The sequence below is a fragment of the Anatilimnocola floriformis genome (genome assembly GCF_024256385.1).
Classification (GTDB): Bacteria; Planctomycetota; Planctomycetia; order Pirellulales; family Pirellulaceae; genus Anatilimnocola; species Anatilimnocola floriformis.
Genome location: NZ_JAMLFW010000001.1, coordinates 2,849,908 through 2,872,705, shown reverse-complemented (window position 1 = coordinate 2,872,705; position 22,798 = coordinate 2,849,908). Strand labels below are relative to the sequence as shown.

10 protein-coding genes are annotated in these 22,798 nt (G+C 58.9%); 7 read left to right on the top strand and 3 right to left on the bottom strand.

Annotated elements, in window-relative coordinates:
• The first annotated feature begins 168 nt into the window (after positions 1-168).
• Entirely contained in the window at positions 169-2,598 is a 2,430-nt protein-coding gene (locus tag M9Q49_RS11000; RefSeq protein WP_254508791.1) for a DUF1592 domain-containing protein, read from the top strand.
• Positions 2,595-3,950 carry a DUF1552 domain-containing protein gene (locus tag M9Q49_RS10995; RefSeq protein WP_254508790.1) on the top strand — a complete coding sequence of 452 codons (1,356 nt, stop codon included), beginning with the start codon at positions 2,595-2,597 and terminating at the stop codon, positions 3,948-3,950. Before M9Q49_RS11000 ends, M9Q49_RS10995 begins: the two co-directional genes overlap by 4 nt.
• Before the next feature lie 60 nt (positions 3,951-4,010).
• Here the strand turns inward: M9Q49_RS10995 and M9Q49_RS10990 are convergent, their stop codons facing one another.
• Positions 4,011-4,547 (bottom strand): methyltransferase family protein, encoded by a 537-nt coding sequence (locus M9Q49_RS10990; RefSeq protein ID WP_254508789.1) that lies wholly within the window; start codon positions 4,545-4,547, stop codon positions 4,011-4,013.
• 312 nt (positions 4,548-4,859) lie between these two features.
• On the opposite strand from M9Q49_RS10990, the gene M9Q49_RS10985 reads away from it, so the two are divergent.
• A complete protein-coding gene (locus M9Q49_RS10985) occupies positions 4,860-5,189 on the top strand; it encodes a hypothetical protein (RefSeq protein ID WP_254508788.1) in 330 nt (109 codons plus the stop codon).
• 19 nt (positions 5,190-5,208) lie between these two features.
• Here M9Q49_RS10985 and M9Q49_RS10980 read toward each other — a convergent pair whose 3' ends face one another.
• Positions 5,209-5,907, bottom strand: a complete 699-nt coding sequence (locus tag M9Q49_RS10980) for a hypothetical protein (protein WP_254508787.1) — start codon at positions 5,905-5,907, stop codon at positions 5,209-5,211.
• A gap of 37 nt (positions 5,908-5,944) precedes the next feature.
• On the bottom strand, positions 5,945-6,958 hold the full coding sequence (locus M9Q49_RS10975) for a Kelch repeat-containing protein (RefSeq protein ID WP_254508786.1): 1,014 nt from the start codon (positions 6,956-6,958) through the stop codon (positions 5,945-5,947).
• A gap of 866 nt (positions 6,959-7,824) precedes the next feature.
• Between M9Q49_RS10975 and M9Q49_RS10970 the strand changes: the two genes are divergently transcribed.
• The 4 genes from M9Q49_RS10970 (at position 7,825) to M9Q49_RS10955 (ending at position 22,755) form a co-directional block, all read left to right on the top strand.
• On the top strand, positions 7,825-8,742 hold the full coding sequence (locus M9Q49_RS10970; protein ID WP_254508785.1) for a DUF1559 domain-containing protein: 918 nt from the start codon (positions 7,825-7,827) through the stop codon (positions 8,740-8,742).
• Between the two features lie 557 nt (positions 8,743-9,299).
• Entirely contained in the window at positions 9,300-19,178 is a 9,879-nt protein-coding gene (locus M9Q49_RS10965; protein WP_254508784.1) for a cadherin domain-containing protein, read from the top strand.
• Between the two features lie 594 nt (positions 19,179-19,772).
• On the top strand, positions 19,773-21,371 hold the full coding sequence (locus M9Q49_RS10960; RefSeq protein WP_254508783.1) for a DUF1592 domain-containing protein: 1,599 nt from the start codon (positions 19,773-19,775) through the stop codon (positions 21,369-21,371).
• A complete protein-coding gene (locus M9Q49_RS10955) occupies positions 21,364-22,755 on the top strand; it encodes a DUF1552 domain-containing protein (RefSeq protein WP_254508782.1) in 1,392 nt (463 codons plus the stop codon). The genes M9Q49_RS10960 and M9Q49_RS10955 overlap by 8 nt, the downstream gene beginning before the upstream one ends.
• Positions 22,756-22,798: the final 43 nt, after the last annotated feature.

Here is a 22,798-nt window from a genome sequence, read left to right as displayed (position 1 = left end):
GCGCTCTTCTCTACGTGGCCACCGACTGAAGCCGGTGGCTAACACGCCAATTGGTGCTGGTACCACTTGCAGCGAACTTCTCTTTCCCGTTACCAACAGCTATCATGAAAGCTACCGGTAGCTCCTGCTCCGGTCCCGCCCGCTTTTTCACGCCTGTTGGTGAGTCGCATGCGTTTTGCTGTTTACTGCGCGCTGGCTTCCTTTTTTCTCTCGATGGGAATCGTTGCTGCGCAAGAGAAGGCGCCTGACTTGGCGAAGGACCTCTTCGCTTACGCGGAGAAAAACTGCCTGAAGTGCCATGGCGAGAAAGAAGCCAAGGCCGACGTCGCGCTGCACAAGTTCAAGAACGAGCTCGACATCATCAAGGGACGCAAGGTTTGGGAAAGCGTCGTCGATATGGTCGAGGCCGGCGAAATGCCGCCCAAAGATAAGCCGCAGCCCAACGCAAGCGAGACAACTGCCTTCCTCGCGGCGGTGAAGTCTGTCTTTTTGAAGGCCGATCAAAACGCGAAACCCGATCCGGGTCGCGTGACGGTTCGGCGGTTGAATCGCACCGAATACAACTACACGATTCGCGATCTCGTCGGCGTCGATTTTAATCCCGCAGAGGATTTCCCCTCGGATGATGTGGGCCATGGCTTTGATAACATCGGCGACGTGCTGACGTTGTCGCCGGTGCTCATGGAGCGCTATCTGGCCGCGGCGGAAAGCATCATGCAGCGGGCCATCATCGTTGATCCGCCGAAGTCGCCGTCGCGCTGGCAGGGTGGGCAGTATCTGGAGCCGGCCGGTGGCAACGTGCCGCAGAAAAAGATTCGCGACATCTCGCCGAAGGCGGGAGACCCGCCGCAATTCACCGGACCGCTGCACAATCAATATTCGAACCTGCCGGAAGGTGAGTACACCTTTCGCGTTCGCGCCCATGCCACGACCGAGGGTAGCGAGCCGGTGCAAATCGCGGTGATCGCAGTTGGCAGCAGTCTCGAAGGGGGCGACGCGCCAGAAGCGGCCGATAAGATCGCGGGTTCCACGCAGTTCCTCACCTCCAGCAAGTTCAAGGTGCTGAAAGTGCTGACGGTCGAAGCCCGCGAAGAGAAAAAGGCTCAGAATCTCGAAGTCGAGTTCACCATGCCTGCGGGCATGAGCCGCATTGCCGTGGGTCTGTTAAAAGTTCCTGAAAGTGAACCTCTGCAAAAACTGCACGTCGAGCATTTTGCCCTCACCGGTCCGAAAGACACGCGGCCCGCGACACAACGAAAGCTGCTCGCTTGCGATACGAGCAAGCCACAAGCCGAACAGTCGCGCGAAGTTTTACAACGATTCGTTTCCAAGGCGTATCGTCGGCCGGCGACGAAGGAAGAAGTCGATCGCGTATGCACACTCGCCGAGCAGGCGATCGCGGATGGTGACAAGTGGGAAGCCGCGATGCAGCTCGCCATGCAGGCGGTTCTGGTGTCGCCAAAGTTTTTGTTCCGGCTGGAGCTCGACGATCGGCCGCAAACGGACGAGCCGCGGGCAATCAGTGAGTTTCAACTGGCTTCGCGACTGTCGTATTTCCTCTGGAGTTCGATGCCGGATGACGAACTCACGGCGCTCGCTGCGAAAAACGAATTGACGAGCAATCTCGATGCGCAAGTTCGGCGGATGTTGAAGGATCCGAAATCTGTTTCGCTCTACAAGAACTTCGCCGTGCAATGGCTGCAGCTCGGCCGCTTGTCGGCCCATGCGCCCGACAAGGCGATGTTTAAAGAGTGGAACGACGGCCTGCGGCAGGCGATGCTCAAGGAAACGGAGCTCTTCTTCCTGGCCATCGTGCAAGAGGACCGCAGCATTCTCGATTTGATCTCGGCCGACTTCACCTTCTTGAATTTCGACTTAGCTCGCCATTACGGCATTCTCGATGTGACCGGCACGACCTGGGCGACGGAAAAGAAACGTCCGCGCGGTCGGCAGATCGATCGCGAAAAGTTTGAGCGGGTGCAACTGGCAACCGAATCGGATCGTAACGATTTGCGCGGCGGGTTGCTGACGATGGCGAGCATTTTGACGGTCACTTCGAATCCCACCCGCACGTCGCCCGTGAAGCGTGGTCGTTGGGTTCTCGAACAAATCCTCGGCACACCGCCACCTCCTCCTCCGCCAAACGTGCCGGAGCTGAAGGAAGGTGCCGAGTTGACGGGCACGCTGCGCGAGCGGATGGCCCAGCACATGGCCAATCCGGCCTGCGCAAACTGTCACGCCAAGATGGACCCGATCGGTTTTGCGTTTGAGAACTTCGACGCCATCGGCCGTTTTCGGAATGAAGACGGCAAGGAAAAGATCGACCCGGCGGGCACCCTGCCGGATGGGCAGGCCTTCACCGGGCCAGCCGAGCTGAAAAAGATCATTCAGGGCAAAAAAGAGTTGTTTGCCCGCAACTTGTCAGAGAAACTATTAACGTATGGTCTGGGCCGCGGCCTGGAATACTACGACCGTCCCACCGTGCAGAAGATCGTCGCCGCAACTGCAGCCGACGATTACAAGTTCTCCCGCCTGATTATCGAAATCGCCAAAAGCGACCCCTTCCGTAACCGTCGAGGAAAGGATCCCACCCCGTGACGCATGCTGCCAACTCGAACCTGATTTCTCGCCGCACACTGTTGCGTGGCCTCGGTGTCTCGCTCGCCTTGCCGTGGCTCGAAGCGATGGGCCCGGTAACTGCGTGGGCTGCCGATGCCGGCGCGAAAGGGAGCACGGCTCCGGTTCGGATGGCGTTTATCTACGTGCCGAACGGCAAGAACATGGCCGACTGGACGCCGACGACCGAAGGGACCAGTTACGAACTGCCGCACATTTTGAAGCCGCTCGAAGAAGTTCGTTACGACTTCAACGTGATGACCGGCCTGACTGCCGACAAGGCGCGTCCGCACGGCGATGGTGGCGGCGATCATGCTCGCGCACTCGGCGCGTTCCTTACCGGCGCTCAACCGCGCAAGACCGACGGCACGGACATTCGCGCCGGCGTCTCGGTCGATCAGGTCGCTGCCTCGCGAGTCGGCGATCAAACTCGGCTGGCCTCCATCGAAATGGGTTGCGAGGCCGGCGCGATGGCCGGCAACTGCGACTCCGGTTACAGCTGCGTCTATTCTTCAACGATGGCTTGGAAATCGGCGACGCAACCGCTGCCGAAGGAAATCAATCCGAAGCTGCTCTTCGAGCGGATGTTTACAACCACGCCGGCCAAGGAACGGGTCGAGCGCGACCGCAAGCGAAAGAGCGTGCTCGATTTCGTCCGTGAAGATGCGAAGGATCTGCACGGCAAGTTGAGCGGCAGCGATGTTCGCAAGCTCGATGAATACTTCACTGCCGTGCGCGACATCGAACAGCGCATCGCCCGTGCCGCTTCATTGCCAGAAGTAAAGGCGCCGGAAATGGAACTTCCCGCTGGTGTGCCCAAGGATTACCAGGAGCACATTCGCCTGATGTACGACCTGATGGTGATTGCGTTCCAGACCGATGTGACCCGCGTCTGCACGATGGTGGTCGCCAACGAAGGGAGCAACAAGCCGTATCCGTTCGTGGGCGTGTCGGAAGGCCACCACGATCTTTCGCACCACGGCAACGACGCGAAGAAGAAAGAAAAGATTCGCGACATCAATACCTTCCACACCACGCAACTCGCCTACCTGCTGAAGAAGTTGAAGTCGATTCCGGAAGGTGGCGGTACGCTGCTCGACAACTGCCAGATTGCCTACGGCAGCGGCAACAGCGACGGCAACGCCCACAATCACGACAACCTGCCGATCCTGCTGGCGGGCCGTGGTGGCGGCACCATTCAGACCGGTCGCCACATCAAGTATCAGAACGAAACGCCGCTCAACAACCTTTGGCTGTCGATGCTCGAGCGAATGGATGTTCGCCTGCCATTCCTGGGCGACAGCACTGGGGCGCTGAAGAATTTGAACAGCTAAGGCTGTGCCGGCAAGACGGACCATTTGGTCCGTCTTTTTTATGCGCGGCGGTGATCGCTGCTAAGCTCGTTGCCAGGCGAAGAGCAGCAGCAGTCCGGCGATCGACGCGACTAGTGCTTGGTACTCATGGTTGCGGGCCCATTGGTGGAGCGAAAAGCCGCTCAGTGAAGGCCGGGCAAATACATCCGGAATGAAGCGAGGAGTGCTGCGCGCGTAGGCCTGCCATTCCTCGGCAAAGTGATGGGCCAGATATTTTTCTTCCTGGCGTACTTTGTTGAGATACATCGCGAGTATCGGGCCGAGCACCATTCCTATCGCTAGCCAGTCGCGGAGCAGGATACTGAAACCGAGCATGAGCAGAAACGAGCCGATGTAGAGTGGATTCCGTACGTAACGATACGGCCCGGTGGTGATGATTTGTTGGCGCTTCTTTAGAGTGCCCGCGGCCCACGCACGGAGCAGTAGTCCCGATAGCAGCAGCGCTTCGCCGAGGATCGTGGCTTCCTGAGTCCAATCGATCAGATTGCAAGGCCGTGTTCGCCAGATCATCAGATTGCAGCCGAGCACCACTGCAAAGATAGCCGTCGTAAACGCCATGCGACGTCGAGTCGCGAATTGCAGAACGGCGAATCCCCAAGAACGCCAGCCGGCGCCGGACGGAGAAGGTACCGGCGCAGATGTCGTAGTGGACATCGGTAGTGCCTTTAGTGATGGCAGGTTTCGAGGCGCAATAACCGGATGACCGGCGGGGTATACCTGAACTGGCGCAGGCAATGCAAGCTCAATCGGCCAATGCCCGACGCATGAACTTCGACGGCTGGCGCAAGAAAAGTTGGAACCCGCAGAAAAAAATCTGCCCGCACTTCCTCAAGAAGAGAAGCTATGCAGGCGGATCGGAGGGAGCGGTAGATGGCTGGGGATGATTTTCGTCAGGTGTTCGAAAGCGACGGCATACGGGCCTGGCTCTTGGAGCAGCAGGGAATCTGGGCCGTCGAACTGACGGTGCTGGTGGCGGCAGCGCAAGGGCCGGCCCAAGTGCGACTCGAAGTGCTCGTGCAACCGCGTGGCGCTGATGGACTGGCGAGTGGCCGCTGTGTAGCTTGGTGCGACTCAGAGGTCAGCTTGGTGAAATTCCCCGGCAGCGATTGGCGGTGGGGGCGGCACACGTTGCCGCCGAGTTTTGAGCGACAGTACGCTGAGCTCTGCTACCTCCGCGTCACGCCGCCTATGGTTGATTAGCGGCGCGCCAGCCGTCTTTCTACTTCGAGGCCGCATGAAACGTTACTGTCAGGTAGTGAGCGGCCGACTCATAGGCTTTGCCATTGAAGTCTCCCTTTTCACCTTTGACAGTATGGCCAAGCATCAGGCCGTTGAGTCCAGACGACAGCTGTTCGCTGGAGAACGATGCTTTTCCATCGTTATTGGTGCTGACCTTACCCTTCAATTTGCCTTTGGAGTCAAACAATTGGACTTCCTGGTCGGCGAATGGTTTACCTTGCCAAAGAACAAAAACGTCGGCGCCTTTATCGGTGGAGACAACGCGAGCTTGCAGATCGAGCGGCAATTTCGGCAGTGATTCGCGCTCGGTTGGCAGCTTGCCACCTTGGTGGATCGTGTAGTAGTTGAGCCGTGCTCCCTGATAGATGCCGAAAGTGACGCTCGACGTGAGAGTCGAGTTGCGATCCACGGCGTCCGTCGACTTCAAGCCGATGAAGTCATCCGTTTCGACTTTCGCCAGTGCTAGTTTTTTGGCTGGATTGTCCGCAGCGATGGTTTGAACTTCAGCAGCTTCCAAGGAAGCGGGAAGTTTATACGCCCGCTCGGCGAGCGTTTCGCCAAAGTAGAAGTTGGCTTTTCCGGCGTCATCGACAACCAACCACGGGAAGTGGGCGTCGGCCGCACGCGTTGCCAAGAAAACTCCAAGCAGCGCGGCGATGCACAACAAGCGGCGATTCATGACGGGGTCCTATTTGCGTAAAGTTGAGTTGGAGGTCTTAGGGGATCGCAATGATCTCAACCTGGTCGTATTTGCCTTCGGCCATGTTGGCGCCACCCACGACGAGCAAATGCTTGTCATCGACGGGCAGCATACGGTGGAAGAAGCGAGCCGTCGGCATCTTGGCGATGATTTCCCATTGCTTGCCGTCCTCCGAGAGACGTTCGAGATCTCCGTTGATCGTGCTGACGTAGAGTTTGCCGCCGGTTGCGAACGACGAGTTGCCGAAGCCAGTCATCTGGCCTTCGCCAAGGAGCTCTGGGCCTTCGGTCCATTTGCCAGTCGCAGGATCGAACACGTCGGTGCGCCGAGAGGGGCTGCCCGGCGGCTGCATCCCGCCGATGACGTAGAGCTTGCCGTTGTGAGCTGCGACCGAGATAGCGCGCCGTTGGAAGGGCGGTTCGGGCAGCGATTGCCATTGTGGCTTGGCTTGCGTCAAGTCGAGTTTCCAAGCCGTTTTGTGCCAATCACCGCTGCGGCCTCCCTTGAGATTCCAACCGCCGACGACGTAGATGGTGTCGCCAATGACGGCAGCATCGGCGCTGGAGCGAGGTTCGGGAAGCGGCGCGAGATCGGTCCACTTCTTCGTAGCAATGTCGTAAGCGGCGACCCCGGCCTGCGATTCCAGTTTGTGTTCTTCACCCTTGGCGTTCTGCGCGGTGAAGCCACCGATGCGATAGAGCTTGCCTTTGTGTTCGACCAAGGCCAAACCTTGCAGCGGCGGGCCATCTTCGCCCTTGGTCCAAGCTCCGCCCTTCAGATTTGCGGAATAGAGATTTCGGCCTTGCTCGCTATTGGAATAAGAGTGAGCTCCGGCCATGTTGCCGCCGTAAACGTAGAGCTGATTCCCAGCGATGACGGCGCCAAAGCTGGTGACCGCCGGTGTGTGGGCTTCGATTCCGTGCTCAGTCGACTTGGTCGTCGGAACCTTCGAATCGGCTGCAAGCGCCAATGCTGGCAACGTCATGGCCAATGCCGTGATCGTAAGAAGGGCGAACTTCGAAATGCTCATGAGACTCATTTAAATCGAGGGATTGGAAGGCTGGCCGCAAACCAGGGAAGGGTCGTATTAAGGTCTCCCAAACCGCGGCGGATTGCAACTGGGGTATCGCCCACTGCGAATGTCAACCAAATCGCTGCTGTACCACTCTCTTCGGCTTCGAGCTGCGCGGTAGAGTGGCCAGCAATTTTGGAATAACCTGAACACCCCTCTTTCATACCCCCCAGAATATTTCAGGTAACGCAACTTTTTGTATTCCCTGTAAAACATTTCACCCGAAAGACTTACGCCGAAAATCCACTGCAATATCGGGGGTTCCAATATTGCGATTTATTCTAGCCAAAACGGGTGGCTCGAAAATCGCCTGAACAGGTCGCTGCACCTCGCTCTGGCCCATAGCAATCACCCCCTCGCGCGTCACGCCATCACCCAACCTCCGGCATCTATCTAATAGACACACACCCCCGCGTGGATAACTCCGGTCCGCACTTCTCTTGCCGATTGCCGAGTAACTGTTCACGCCAGCAACCTGTCGCGGCGAGCGACGGGAGTGTGAGGCTCCCACCGAGCCGTCGAGGTGGAATTGCGAAGGCCGCTGGCGACTGCATTCAACCGGCGCGGCTCAGCGGTATCTCGCCCTCCCGAAATCAGTGCCAGCGTGAACGGCACCTTGCCGAGCTTCGAGGTGCTGATGCTTGACTACGACGCGCAGGTCCGTATACTCGCTGGTACTGAGAACCAATCTCACCACCCAAGCCGCTGACTCCGCCAGCTAACTTCCTCGCAGTTTGCTCCTACCAAAACCAGCCAGCGGTCGCTTTGCTCCCTCTTCTTCGGTGCCTGAAATCGAGGACTCCGAGTTTGGAGCAATCCAATTTATGAATCAGCAGGTACCCGTCATGCGGAGACATCGAAACGCATTCACCCTCGTCGAATTGCTGGTGGTGATCGCCATCATCGGGGCGTTGGTCGCGCTCCTGTTGCCCGCCGTGCAGGCTGCCCGCGAAGCTGCTCGTCGCATTCAATGCGCCAATAATCTCAAGCAGACTGCGCTAGCGCTTCACAATTTCCACGACTCGAAGGGCTATATACCCTACCAAGAACCGGGCACGACCCTGTTCAGCCCGTTCACTTCCGTGCTTCCTTATTTGGAACAAGAGGGCATGGCTCGGCGATATGATCCGACGAAAGCTCCGACAGATCCTGCGAACCTGCCCATCAGCTCGCTCCCACTGAAGTCTTATCTCTGCCCGTCCATGCGTAAGCCACCTGGCGCAACTTCTACTGCTTACAGCAGTTACGTGGCCAGCGTCGGCAGCAGCTACAACTGGGACATATTCACGACGACGCCGATTAATGGCTTCTTTGCGGTTACCGAGAAAATCGCCCTGCGAGACGTTACTGATGGCCTGTCCAACACGCTAGCTGTTGGCGAGCAAGGTTATCAGTTGAAGGACTATCCCACCGCAGGATTGACGGGGGGCGAAACGTCGTGGCCATTCGGCTATCCGGCGAGCAGTTATGGCTCGGCCTATAACAAGCTCAACCACAAGCAGCACGTCTTAAATCCGATCCGCACCAGCGGACTGGGTTCGTTCCGGAGCGACCATCCAGTGGGATGCAATTTCGCCCTGGCCGATGGATCGGTTCGCTTCCTTTCGGAAAACGTCAACGTCGACGCTGTTCCGGAAGCAGTCCCGCCACCGCTGAGCGGTACTAATCCCTATGCAGCCGGCCCCACCTTTAGGGCGCTGGCGACTCGTAACGGCGGGGAAGTAGCGAAATATGACTGGTAGAGCTTTCGCGAGACTTTTCTTCTTGTTGTTCTCGATTGGTGTTTGCGTAGGTTGCGGATCGCCCCCGCCTCCTCCAGGCGACCCCGTGAAAGCTGATCAGCGTTTGAAAGATCTGAACGACGAAGTGCTGCGCCAAGAGGGCAAATTGAAGACTCGCCGGCCCTAGTTAGGCCGGGGTATTCTCTAATTGAGAGAAATTGCAGGTCTTATCTGTTTTTTGCGGGGTTCCTGGTTGACCTTGCCGTGTGGGTGCTTATACTCGTCCCGACACTGAGATTCAGTCTCACCAGCGCAATCCCACCAGCCTGCTCCGCCACGAGGCGAATTTGCTTCGCCTCCAGCCACGCAGTCGCTAACTGCTTTCAATCCTCCTCGGTATGGCAAGCGCAGCCGCTTCCATCCACCTGAGTAGCGGCCCCACCACGGACGGCATGGCTTCGGTGCGTTCGTAATCCGAGCGGTACCGGAAGGCTTTTAAACGACACGGCTTTTGACCCGCCGATTGGGACGCCTTTCCAAATTCTCGCTTTCTTTCAGTTTCCTAAGGAGATCGCTCCATGTTTGTCGCTCTACCCGCTTGGCTTCGCAAGATCAGCAAGAATCAAAAGCGGAAGCTGAAGGCTCGCAGCGCCGAAGCCAAGAAGCGCCAGGCTCGGGTGGAGTTGCTGGAAAATCGGACGCTGATGGCGGTCGATCTGTCGATCTCCAAGGTCGGCGAGAACATTCATACCATCGCGCCTCTCGAAGACGTGATGACTTCTGCGTTCTTCCAGGGCGACAACACGGTCCGAGGATACGCAGGTGAAGGCAACCGGCCCACGCTCCGCGTCTCGAATGCTGCTTCTGGACCAGAAACCGTCTACATCTCGTTTGACGCCGCCTCAATCGCCGGGCTGGGAAGTCAGATTGACCGAGCCATTCTGACTGTCGAAACGGTAGCCGGCGGCTTCAACTTGGACTCAAGCCCAGCGAATCCTTTCAAAATCTCGGCCCATAGCGTCAATGCCAACCCGTTCACGAGCATTAAAGACGATACGAACCTCACCGCGCCGATCAATTGGCTTGACTTCTACAACAACAACATCAATTCTGCTGACCCCGCCGCAGTCACAGTCACCAAAGACTTAGGTTCGCTCCGGTTGGATGTGACCAACCTGGTGAAAAATTGGGCAAGTGGTACGAACACCATCTTCGTCATCGCCCTGACTGGCAAGAACGATACTTCCGGTCATGAATTCCTCCAGGGAATCAAGAACAACAGCGATACGACGACGCCGATTGGCTCGACGTATCTCACGGTAACCACACCGCCGACGTATATCGTGACCGTCAACAATGCCGGGCCGGATACGGCTACTGGCGTGAGCGTATCGGACATTGTGCCCGCTCACTTTGGCACGCCGACCAACATCAGCAACGGCGGCACCGTTGTTAATGGCAACGACCTGCAATGGGCGGGGCTGACCATTCCTGCCGGCGGATCGGTCAACCTGACCTACCAAGTTTCAGAAGCCTATCCAGGCTCGTTCATGGCTCCTAGTGTCGCTAACGGCGCTTGGGATCGCCCGACTGCCGCCAATCCAAATCCCAACGCCACCTTCCAGGGTTGGGAGTACTTCGCTGACGCAGCGGGCCCGAATGCCCCGCAAACCGTTCCGGTTCCACCGAACATTCTGCCGGGTCTGGATGGCTCGTTTGGTGGCGGCATGGGCGTGACTTGGGATCCGGTCAATGCGCGCGGCACTGCCAACGTCTTCGACAGCACGGCTGCAACTAGCGGCGCGTTCCTAACCAGCGGCGGCAACATCTATTCGTTCTCCGCGCCCCTTTCGCCACGGATCGTTGTGCCGAACAACATCGACGGCGTTGCCGGCAACAACACCAACGGTTACACCACGATCTTGCTGCAAGTCCATTCGACGGGCAGCGCCCTCGACCCAGATAGCGTGCGCTTGAACGGCACGATTGCCCCGACTGAATACGCCCTCACTTCGCGTCTGGAAACTGCTTCTCCGGGCTTCGGCTCGGCGCTGGGTGACACGTGGGCCTTCGAGTTCCGGGTAGCCGGCAATGCCGACGTCTACACCATGGACTTCACTTCGCTCCAATCGTCCTTCAGCCTCGACCGCGTCGCCGTCGATACGATCTGGAATCCAACTGCCACCACCGCCGCGCAAGCCTACAGCGTGGGAGCTCCCTTCAAGATCGTCAACTATGCCCAAGTGACGGCCGCGAACCAAGTGGATGTCGATTCCACTCCCAACAACGGTACGCCGGGCAACGTGGCCGAGGACGACGAAACAACTTCCGTCTATCGGCTTGGCAATTCCCCACCGCGGATCACCAGCAATGGCGGTGGTAGCTCGGCCAGCGTTTCTTTCAATGAAAACAGCACGAATGCGATCACCAGCGTCACTGCCGTTGACGCCGATGCGACGCAGTATCTGAGCTATAGCCTTAGCGGTGACGATGCCGCCAAGTTCAACATTTCGCCTGCGGGTGTGCTGACGTTTATCACGCCGCCCAACTTCGAGGCCCCGACGGACACCAATGGAGACAACATCTACCAGGTGTTCGTCAGCGTCCGCGACAACGGTGTGCCGGTAAGCCCAGGTGCCGGCGGCACGCTACTGCCTGGCCTGGGCGACAGCCAATTGTTCAACATCACCGTCGCCAACGTGAATGAAGCGCCGACAGACATCGTGCTGTCGTCGGCGACGGTTGCCGAGAACGCCGGAGCCAATGCTACGGTCGGCACCTTCTCGTCGGTCGATCCCGAAACCGGCAACACGTTCACTTACTCGCTCGTGACCGGAACGGACGATACGGGCAACGCCGCCTTCAACATCAGCGGCAACACACTGCGAGCCACCTCGAGCCTCAACTTCGCTACGCAGAACAGCTATTCGGTCCGCGTCCGTAGCACCGACCAGGGCGGCTTGTCGTTCGACAAAGTGTTCACGATTGCCGTTACCGAAGCGGGAGCGGTCACCACGCTGTTCGTTTCTGGCGTGACCTCGGGCCCATCGCACATTGCGGTCCGACTCAGCAAGCCGATTGATCCGGCACAAATTAATCTCTTTGATTCGAACAATGCTCTCGGACCGCGTGACGTCACGATCGTCGGCGCTACCACCGGTGCAGTGGCCGGCTCGCTGGTGATGGATGCCGACAATCAAGGCTTCAAATTCATCAAGACGGGTGGTGTGCTCGCAGCCGACACTTACACGGTAACGCTCCGTAGCGGCGCAGCGAACGGTTTCGTAGCTCTCGTCGGCGGTGCCCAACTCGATGGCAATTCCGATGGCACGCCTGGCGATAACTTCTCGACAACCGTTACGGTAGCCGCGCCGCAAGCGGGCACCATCACGGTCGGCGTGGGCGATTTCGTCCGTGGCGCTGGCCAGGCGGTGAACCTGCCGGCAAACAGCACGAACGGCATTCCAATCACTTTGAGCTCGGGCGTCAACGTTGCTGGAGCAAGCTTCACGCTCGTCTACGATCCCGCGCTACTCACGATCACGGGCGGCACCACGCCGATTCCAGGTGCCTCGATCTCGGTCAACACCGGTGTCCCTGGACAGGTGACAGTGGCATTGAGCAGCGCCACCGCGTTTACCTCCACTGCGGGCGCCCTCACGATTGTGAACCTGACGGCAACAGTGCCGAACACGGCTCCGCTTGGCTCGAAGGCTTTTCTGAATCTGACGAACGTCAATGTTTCCGACGTCAGCACGGCTGACCTGCCGTCGGTCGGTGACGACGGCGTGCAGATTGCGGCCTACCGAGGTGATTTGAATAACAGCAACTCGATCACCACGGGCGATGTGACGGCTTTGTTGCGGGCAATCTCCGGATCGTTGAACACCACCGGCTTCCCCATCCTCAACAATGTTGATCCCGCACTCGCCGGCGATATGAACGACAACGGCGCTCTGGCCACGGGCGATGGAACGGGTCTGTTGCGGTTCATCTCGGGTAGTTCGGGCGGATTTCCGCAGATTCCTGCGTTGCCAACCGGGCTCACGCCGACAACTGGCGCCGATCCACGGATCTACATTCCGACCGGTCTTTCGGTGTTGCCCGGCGCGACGCTGCAAGTGCCTGTGCGGATCAACGTCACCGAACCGGCCGGAATTTCGCTGGCCGGCTTCGACGTCAATTTCACTTACGACACAACTCGATTCACCCTCGGCAGCGTGTCGCTCGCTGGTTCGGTCATCGAAGGGCTCGGGTTCTCGAACAGCACCAACACCGGAGTTCCCGGCCAGATCCGGCTGGTGTATGCCGGCGAATCAGGCCCTAGCCTCGCCAATGGCTTTGATGGCCTGCTGGCAACCGTGACTTTGAATGCACTGGCTGCGGCGCCCATTGGTACTTCGGCGCTCAACATTACCGCGGCGGGTGCAAGCGACAACGACACGAACGATTTGACCATCGCTCCCGCAGCGACTGCCGCCGCAAACGACGCCAATGTCGATGGTTCGGTAACCGTCTCGGACGGCAACTTGGCTCCGACGGCGGTCAGCGTTACGCCCAACCCGGCAACCATTGCCGAGAACACGGCGATTCCAGCAAACCTCTTGGTGGGCACGATCAGCGTCACCGACGACAACCTCGGAACGAACAACCTGACGCTCGCGGGCACCGATGCCACTTCCTTTACGATTGTTGGCAATCAGCTATTCCTCAATGCGGGCACTTCGCTCAACTTCGAGGCCAAGCCGTCCTACACCGTGACGGTGCGCGTCGATGACCCGGCAGTCGGCGGCACGCCGGACGCGACGACGACGTTCACGCTGAACGTCACCAACGTGAATGAAGCTCCGACGGGCATCGCGCTGTCGTCGAATACGATCGCCGAGAACGCAGGCGCGAACGCCACGGTCGGCAACTTCACGACGACCGATCCGGATACCGGGAACACGTTTACCTATTCGCTCGTACCCGGCACGGGCAGTACGGGCAACGGCGCGTTCAACATCAGCGGCAACACGCTGCGGGCCACAGCCAGCTTGGACTTCGATACGCAAAGCATTTATTCGATCCGAGTTCGCAGCACCGACCAGGGTGGAGCGTCGTTCGAAGAGGTGTTCACGATCACTGTCACCGATGGCCCCGCCATCATTGACCTGTCGATCACCAAGACGGGCGCCAATGTGCATACCCTGGCTCCGCTCGAAGACGTGATGACTTCGGGCTTCTTCCAAGGTACCGACCTTGTTCGCGGCTACCCAGGCGACCTCAACCGGGCGACGTTCCGCGTGTCGACGGATAATCCATTCGGACAAGCAGGCGCTGAGACGGTTTATATCTCGTTTAGCCCTGCCCAGATCGCGGCCCTCGGCAGCACGATTGACCGCGCGATTCTGACGGTCACGAGCATTCCGGGCGGCCAAGGCGCGGATGCCAGCCCAGGTAACCCCTTCACGATTTCGGCCCATGCCGTGAACGCCGATCCGTTCACGAGCATCACCGACAATACGAACCCCACCGGGCCAATCAATTGGCTCGACTTCTACAACAACAACATCCTCGCAGCCGACCCGGCCGCGCTGACCGTTGTCAAAGACTTCGGCCAGATCCATTTCGACGTAACGAACCTGGTGAAGAACTGGGCGAACGGCTCGAACACCCAACTCGTGATTGCTCTGACCGGCAAGAACGACACCTCGGGTAACGCCTTCCTGCACGGCATTCGCAACAACAATAACAGCGCTGCTTCGCTGGGTTCCACGTTCCTGACGGTCAATACGCCGACGACCTACAACGTCACGGTGAGCAATGCCGGCCCGAACACCGCGACTGGCGTGAGCGTTTCCGACGTGGTGCCTGCCTACTTTGGCACGCCAACGGCGATCAGCAACGGCGGAACGGTGGTTAATGGCAACGATGTGCAGTGGACCGGCCTGGTTATTCCTTCCGGCGGTTCGATCAACTTGACCTATCAAGTTTCCGCCGCCCTCGCCGGTGGATTCATCGCCCCGACCACGGCCAACGGCGCGTGGGATCGTCCGACTGCGGCCAACCCGAATCCGAACGCCACTTACCAAGGCTGGGAAGTCTTCGCGACCACTGGCGGACCGAATGCACCGGGAGCTACTCTCCCCGGACCAGCGTTTGGTGGATCCACCGGCGATAGCTGGGCACCGATCAACCCAGGCGGCACGGCTAACGCGTTCGATACTACAGCAGCAACCGATGGCGCATTCGTCACCGGCGGCGGTAACATTTACTCGCCGACGGGAGTTGTTACTCCGCGCATCGTCGTGCCGAACAATATCGACGGCGTCGCTGGCAACAATGCCAACGGCTACACAACCATTCTGGTGCAAGTCAAGAACGGCGGTACCGAACTGAACCCGGACAGCATCTTCCTCAACGGCACCGTTTCGCCGACCGAATACGCGTTGATCGCTCGCACGGGCAGCGGCATGGGGGCCAGCGACACGTGGGCCTTCGAGTTTGTGGTGCCCGGCAATGCCGACCAATACACCATCGACTTCGCAGCTCGCGAATCGTCGTTCAGCTTGGATCGGGTTTCGGTCGACACGATCTGGAATCCAACCGCGACCAGCGCGGCCCAGGCCTTCAGCGTTGGCGCTCCCTTCAAGCTCGTTAACTTCGCGCAAGTGACCGCTGCGGATCAAACCGATAGCGATTCCACGCCCAACAATGGCACGCCGGGTAATCCGGTTCAGGACGATGAAGCGACTTCGACGTTTCGGTTCGGCAACACTCCGCCGCGAATCACCAGCAACGGAGCGGGCGCGACCGGCACTGCGACGGCAACTGAAAATGCAACGGCTGTGACGACCGTCACCATCGTCGACCCGCAAGTGCCGACGCAGTTTGTGACCTACACCTTGAGCGGTCTCGACGCCGCCAAGTTCAACATTACTCCCGATGGCGTCCTGACGTTCATCACGGCTCCCAACTTCGAAAGCCCAACGGACACCAACGGCGACAACGTCTATGAAGTGACCGTCACGGCCCAAGACAGTGGCGTGCCGAGCGCCACTGGTCTGACCGACAGCCAGTCGCTGCTCGTTACGGTGGTCAACGCCAACGAAGCTCCCACGATTGCTCCGCAGACCTTCACCGTTGCCGAAAACTCGGCCAACAACACTGCCGTGGGAACGGTGGTGGCTGCCGACGTGGATGTTGGCGATACTCGGACCTTTGCCATCACCGATGGCAACACCGGCGGTGCGTTTGCGATCAACTCCAGCACCGGCGCCATTACGGTGGCCAATGGTTCGTTGTTGAACTTCGAAGGAACTCCGACTTACACCCTGACGGTCAGCGTGACTGACGCGGGCAACTTGTCGGCCAGCAACACGATCACGGTCAATCTGACGAACGTCAACGAAGCTCCCACGATTGCTCCGCAGACCTTCTCCGTCGCTGAGAACTCGGCCAACACTACTGCTGTTGGTACGGTGGTCGCTGCCGATGTGGACGCGGGCGACACGCGGACGTTTGCCATCACAGGCGGCAACACGGGTGGTGCGTTTGCGATCAACGCGACGACCGGCGCCATCACGGTGGCTAATAGCGCCGCACTCAACTTCGAAGGGACTCCATCATTCAGCCTGACGGTCAGCGTGACCGACGCTGGTAACCTGTCGACCAGCAACACGATCACGGTCAATCTGACGAACGTCAACGAAGCTCCCACGATTGCTCCGCAGACCTTCTCCGTTGCCGAAAACTCTGCGAACAATACTGCCGTGGGAACGGTGCTCGCCAACGATGTCGACGCCGGTGATACCCGCACATTCGCCATCACGGGCGGCAACACGGGTGGCGCGTTTGCAATCAACGCCAGCACCGGCGCCATCACGGTGGCCAATAGCACGGCGCTCAACTTCGAAGCCATTCCGACCTTCAGCCTGACGGTCAGCGTGACCGACGCCGGCAACTTGTCGGCCAGCAACACGATCACCATCAATCTGACCGACGTTGCCGAAGTGGTGGGAATCACCGTCACTCCGACCAGCGGCCTGATCACGACCGAAGCCGGCGGAACCGCCACGTTTACGATCGTGCTCACCTCGCAGCCGACCGCGAACGTCACGATTGCTCTCAGCAGCAGCGATCTTACCGAAGGAACCGTCGGGCCAGGTAGCGTGACGTTCACTCCAGCCAACTGGAACGTGGCTCAAACGGTCACCGTTACCGGTGCCGATGACGCGCTTGTCGACGGTCCGATCGTCTATACGATCGTCACCGGCCCGGCCACCAGCACCGATCCGAGCTACAACGGCTTCAATGCCGCAGATGTGACGGTAACCAACAACGACAACGAGGCGCCGATTCCTGGCGGAATCACCGTGACCCCGTCGACGGGTTTGAGCACAACCGAAGCTGGCGGCGTGGCTGCCTTCATGATCGTGCTCACCAAGCAACCCACTGCCGATGTCACGATCCCGCTGTCGAGCAGTGACACGACTGAGGGAACTATCACCGTAACGAACGTGACCTTCACCTCGGCGAACTGGAACATTCCGCAGCTGGTGATCGTCACTGGCGTCGACGATGCCCTCGTCGACGGCAACGTGGCCTACTCGATCGTCACAGGCGCAGCCGTGAGCACCGATGCGAGCTACACCGGCGTCAACCCAACTGATGTCTCGCTGACAAACTACGATAACGAAGTCGCAACTCCAGCGGCGGGGATCACCGTGACCCCGACTGCCGGGCTCACCACGACCGAAGCCGGTGGCACGGCCACTTTCACGATCGTGCTCAACTCGCAGCCGACCTCGAATGTCACCATTCCGCTCAGCAGCAACGACACGACCGAAGGAACCGTTTCGGCGGCGAGTGTTACCTTCACTCCGGCCAACTGGAACGTACCGCAGACGATCACCATCACTGGTGTCGACGACGCGCTTGTCGATGGCAACATCGCCTACTTGATCGTGACCGGTGCGGCGACCAGCACCGATGTGAACTACAGCGGCCTGAACGCTGCCGATGTTTCGGTCACCAACACCGACAATGACACTGCCGGCAACAACACGCCGCCGACGATCTCCGACATCGCCAATCAGACGACTAGCGAAGACACGCCGCTGAACGGCATCGCCTTCACGGTCGGCGATGCGCAAACGGCTGCGGCCAGCCTCACCGTCACTGCGACGTCGAGCAATACGACGCTGGTTCCAAACGCGAATCTCACCTTCGGCGGCAGCGGAGCCAACCGTACGCTGAATATCGCACCGGCCAGCAATCAGTCAGGCACGGCGACGATCACGGTGACCGTCAGCGATGGCACGACGACCACGTCGGACACCTTCGTGCTGACCGTCAACGCGGTCAACGACGCACCGACGCTGGCAGCGATCAGCAATCCTGCTGCACTGCCGCTGAACGCCGGAGCTCAAACGGTCAGCCTCACGGGCATCACCGCCGGCGGCGGCGAGACCCAGGGTTTGACCGTTACCGCGACGTCGAGCAATCCGGCGCTCATCGCAAATCCAACGGTGACCTACACGTCGCCGAACGCAACTGGCACGCTGAACTTCACACCCGTCGCAGGTCAGTCAGGCACGGCGGTCATCACCGTGACCGTGACCGACGACGGCGGCACCGCCAACGGCGGCGTGAACACAGTGACTCGGACCTTCACGGTCACGGTCTCCGGCAGCATCAACACTCCCGGGCTCGTCGATATCGTTCCCGATCCGGATAATCCTGGCGGCCGCTTGCTGGTGATCAATGGCACGGCGAAGATCGACGCGATCACGGTGACTCGCGTCGGCGATCGCACGCTCGTGCTGGTTCCGCTCAGCGGCATTATTCGCTACTTCGACAACAGCGCTTTCGATCGCGTGCTGATCAATGGTTTTGCTGGCAGCGATCGGATCGTGATCGATCCGCTCTTCACCAAGCCGACAACCATCAACGGCGATGCGGGCGACGACATCATCATCGGTGGTGCTGGCAACGATTTGATTCGTGGTGGCGAAGGTCTCGATTACATCGCAGGCCGCGGCGGCAACGACTTCATCTTCGGCGACAGCGGCAACGACTACCTGTACGGGGATGATGGCGACGACGTGATTCTCGGTGGAGACAACGACGACTTCATCTGGGGCGGCTTCGGCAACGATGTGCTCAACGGTGGCGCCGGACGCGATCAGCTTTATGGCTTCAGCGGCGAAGATCTCCTGATCGGCGGCAACCTTGCTCAGGCCAATAACCTGTCGGGTCTGCAGGCGATTCAGGCACTCTGGGCTGCCAACCAGCCGTTTGCCACTCGCATCACCAACCTCGCGGGCCAGATCAACTCCACAACCGTGACCAGCGATAATGCCGTGGACACGATCTACGGCAACGACGGCCGCGACTGGATCGTCGACTACGCGTTGCAGGACCTGATCTGGGACCTGAACACCAACGCCACCAATGGCGACCGCCGAAACTAGTAAGTCTTCAGCGGTAAATTCTCACCTACGAGCCGGCCGGCGATTGCCGACGGCTCTCTGCACTGCAAAGTTCTCAGGCAACGCATTCGCGTTGCCTGCCACTTGGCTCGCCCCGCTCGCTCCGATGCAGTTCAATCTCGCATCAATAGGCATCAGTAGGTTGCTGGATAGCCAACAGCCAGCGAGAATGGATCTCTTAGAGCAACTCGATAGAGATTGGTGTAGTTGGCCAGTGGGGTGGCGATGTTAGCAGCACGTTTTCGCGGTGGTTTGGCAGCCATGGCAGTCCTCGGCGTTTTGTGCGCGCTGCCACTCAAGGGCTTCGCTCAGCCTGCTGCCGATGGCGAAGTTGCCAGCAAAGCCGACGCCGAGAAATACTTCCGCGATCACGTCTCACCGTTTGTTAAAACCTATTGCTTAGAGTGTCACTCCAATAAGCGACCGACCGAAGCCGGAGTCAACTTCTCCCCGGCGCTAAACAGTCCTGGCCACTCGGCGTTCAGCGAGCTGTGGAAAAAGGCAACTGCGCGGGCCAAGGCGCATGACATGCCGCCGGACTACGCAAAGAATCAGCCCGCCGATGCGGATCGGCAGATGTTCGTCGATTGGCTGACGAAGATCAAGTTTCTTAGTCCAAAGGATCCAGGGCTCTTTGTCATTCGGCGATTGACGAAGACCGAATACGCGAACACGTTGCATGACTTGCTGGGTGTCGATCCCGCAATTGCTGGCGAGTTGCCAGACGAGGTCAGTGGCGCTGGATATTTGAATTCTCTTTCGCCCTTGCAACTGGAGCAGTGTCTCGCAATCGCCAATAAGGCACTCGATCTGGTGGTATCGCCGGACGATGCGAAGCCGACCGAAATGCAACGTCGGCTGTTTGGTGAGCCACCTCCCTCCGGAGCAGACGAGCGGGCAGCGGCGCGAGAAGTCGCCCGCTCGCTGGCCCGCAAGGCATATCGTCGCCCTCCCTCGCAGGACGAGCTCGATGTTCTGCTGAAGGTGTTCGATCTGGGGCGGGAAAATAAGCTCGCTTATTCCGCGTCGCTGCGGTTGATGCTCAAGGCCATAATCGTTTCGCCGCAATTTCTGTTCATTACTCCCGCAGAAGCTAAGCCGGGCGCGGGAGTCGTTCGTCTGGACGATTATCAACTCGCCTCACGCTTGTCCTATCTGCTGTGGGCAACGATGCCCGATGATCAGCTCATGGCGTTGGCGGACAACGGAAAGCTGAGCGAGCCGGCGATTCTAAAAGCGCAAGTGAAGCGCATGCTGGAGGATCCACGCTCGCGCGCGCTGTTCGACGGCTTTGGGGCCCAGTGGTTGGGCCTGGAAAATTTCGCGGGCAAGACCTACGACGCTGCGCAGTTCCCTGTGATTACCAGGGAGCAGCGTTCGGCCATGTATGACGAAGCCCGGCTCTTCTTCGAAAGCATCGTGCGTGAAAATCGCAATGCAATGAATTTTATCGATGCCGACTACACCTTCCTTAATGAGCCGCTGGCCAAGATCTACGGCTTGGAAGGGAAGGTCGCGGGACCAGAAATGCGGCGAGTTCAACTAACCGATGCCAATCGCGGCGGCATTTTGGGAATGCCCGGCGTGCTTGCGGCAACATCGTTTCCCAATCGCACGAGCCCTGTGAAACGAGGTGTGTGGGTGCTGGAGCAGGTTCTAGGCGATCACGTGCCGCCGGCCCCGCCGGATATTCCGGCATTAGAGAAACAGGACCAGTCGAAGGTCGCAAACCTGACCTTGCGCCAGCGCACTGAACTGCACCGCACGAATGCGGTGTGCGCAAATTGTCATCAGATGCTCGACCCCATCGGATTTGGCCTGGAGAATTTTGACGCGATTGGCCGCTGGCGTGAGCGGGAAGAGAACGGCGCGGCAATCGATGCGTCGGGTGAGCTACCAGGTGGCAAACGCTTTTCCAGCCCGAAAGAGTTAAAGGCGATCATCAGCGAACGCCGGGAAGATTTTTCACGTAACCTGGTAGAACGGCTATTGGCCTATGCGTTGTGCAGAAAGCTGGAAGGCTATGACGAAATTGTGGTTGATGGTTTGATGCAGGACTTCGCCGCCGATGAATATCGCATGCAAACCCTCATTAGCGCGGTTGTGACCAGTTATCCCTTCACACATCGTCGAATCCCTGCAGCGGGACCTGAAAAGAAGATTTCCAATGACTAAGAACATTCTGAGTCGTCGTGCCTGTCTGCAAGGAATGGGCCTCTCCTTGGCCCTGCCTCTCTTGGAGACCATGGCAGCGGAATCAGGCGACAGTAAATCGCACAAGCCACCGGTCCGACTTGGATTCATGTACATGCCTCACGGCGTCATCATGGATCAGTTCTGGCCCGCCGATGCGGAGAGTTTTCTGTCATCGCCACCACCAGCGCTGACGTCGCTGCAGCCTGTGCTCGACCAATGTCTCCTGATGAAGGGAATCTCAGGCGTTCCGATTGCTCCTTTCAACGGTGCACCTCACGCCCTGGAACTATCAACCTGGCTGACGGCGGCGCTGCCGAACGCGGCCAGGCGAAATGAGATCGACATCTCGATTTCTGCCGATCAAGTTGCCGCGAACTACGTGGGAGCGTCCACGACGTTGACGTCTCTGGAACTCGCCACGATGCCGCAGACGTGGAAGGAAAACCAGGAAGGATTGAACGAGGCCTATTACTCGCACTGCAGTTTCAAATCGCCGACGCAACCTGTTCCTGCCGAGATCAATCCGCGCAATGTGCTCAAGCGGTTGTTCAGCACGAAGGAACAATCGAGTGGCGGCGGCTCGAGTCAACAGAGTCCAATAGGGACGAGTTCTCTTGATCAGCGCATGCTGGATTTGGTCTTGGGAGGCGCGAGGGATCTCAGGCGCACCTTGCCGTCAACCGACCAGAAAAAACTGGATGAATACCTGGACAGCGTTCGCTCAGTTGAACGGCGGATTGCGGCCATCGAATCGCGCCAGAAAGATGCCGCCTTGGAGAAAGCGGGCGTCCGTTCCAGCCGGCGCAACGATTCCGATTCGCCCCCCATCGAAATCAAGATTCCAGAGGGAGACAAGCGCAGCGAGTACATGCAGGTGATGTGCGACCTCGCCGTGCTGGCGCTGCAGACTGACACAACTCGTGTGTTTACCTACATCGGCTCGACGCCGAACGGCGTTTCTTATCCCGAACTCGGATTCAATAACCAACATCACTCGCAAACCCACCACAACAACGAAGCGGAGATGGTCCGCAAAGTAGCCGCGATCACGTCCTTCAATATCGAGCAGTTCGCGTACATGGTGAAGAAAATGCACGGTTTGCGCGAAGGCGAAGGGACGCTGCTAGACAACTGCATCTTGATGTGGGGCTCCGGCCTGGAGGATGGCAACAAGCACACTCGCGAGAACCTGCCCTTCATCCTCGCAGGCAAAGGCGGCGGTTCCCTGCGTACGGGGCGCTTTCTGCCAGACACCCGCGGAAATCAGGGCGACCTACTCACCACCATACTCACCTGCGCCGGCATTCCGCTGGACCGCCCGATTGGAATCGCAACCAAGCAATTGAAGGAAATGCGCGCCTAGTCAATCTCGTCGCGACTATCGCTGCTGGTATGCCGAAGCGATT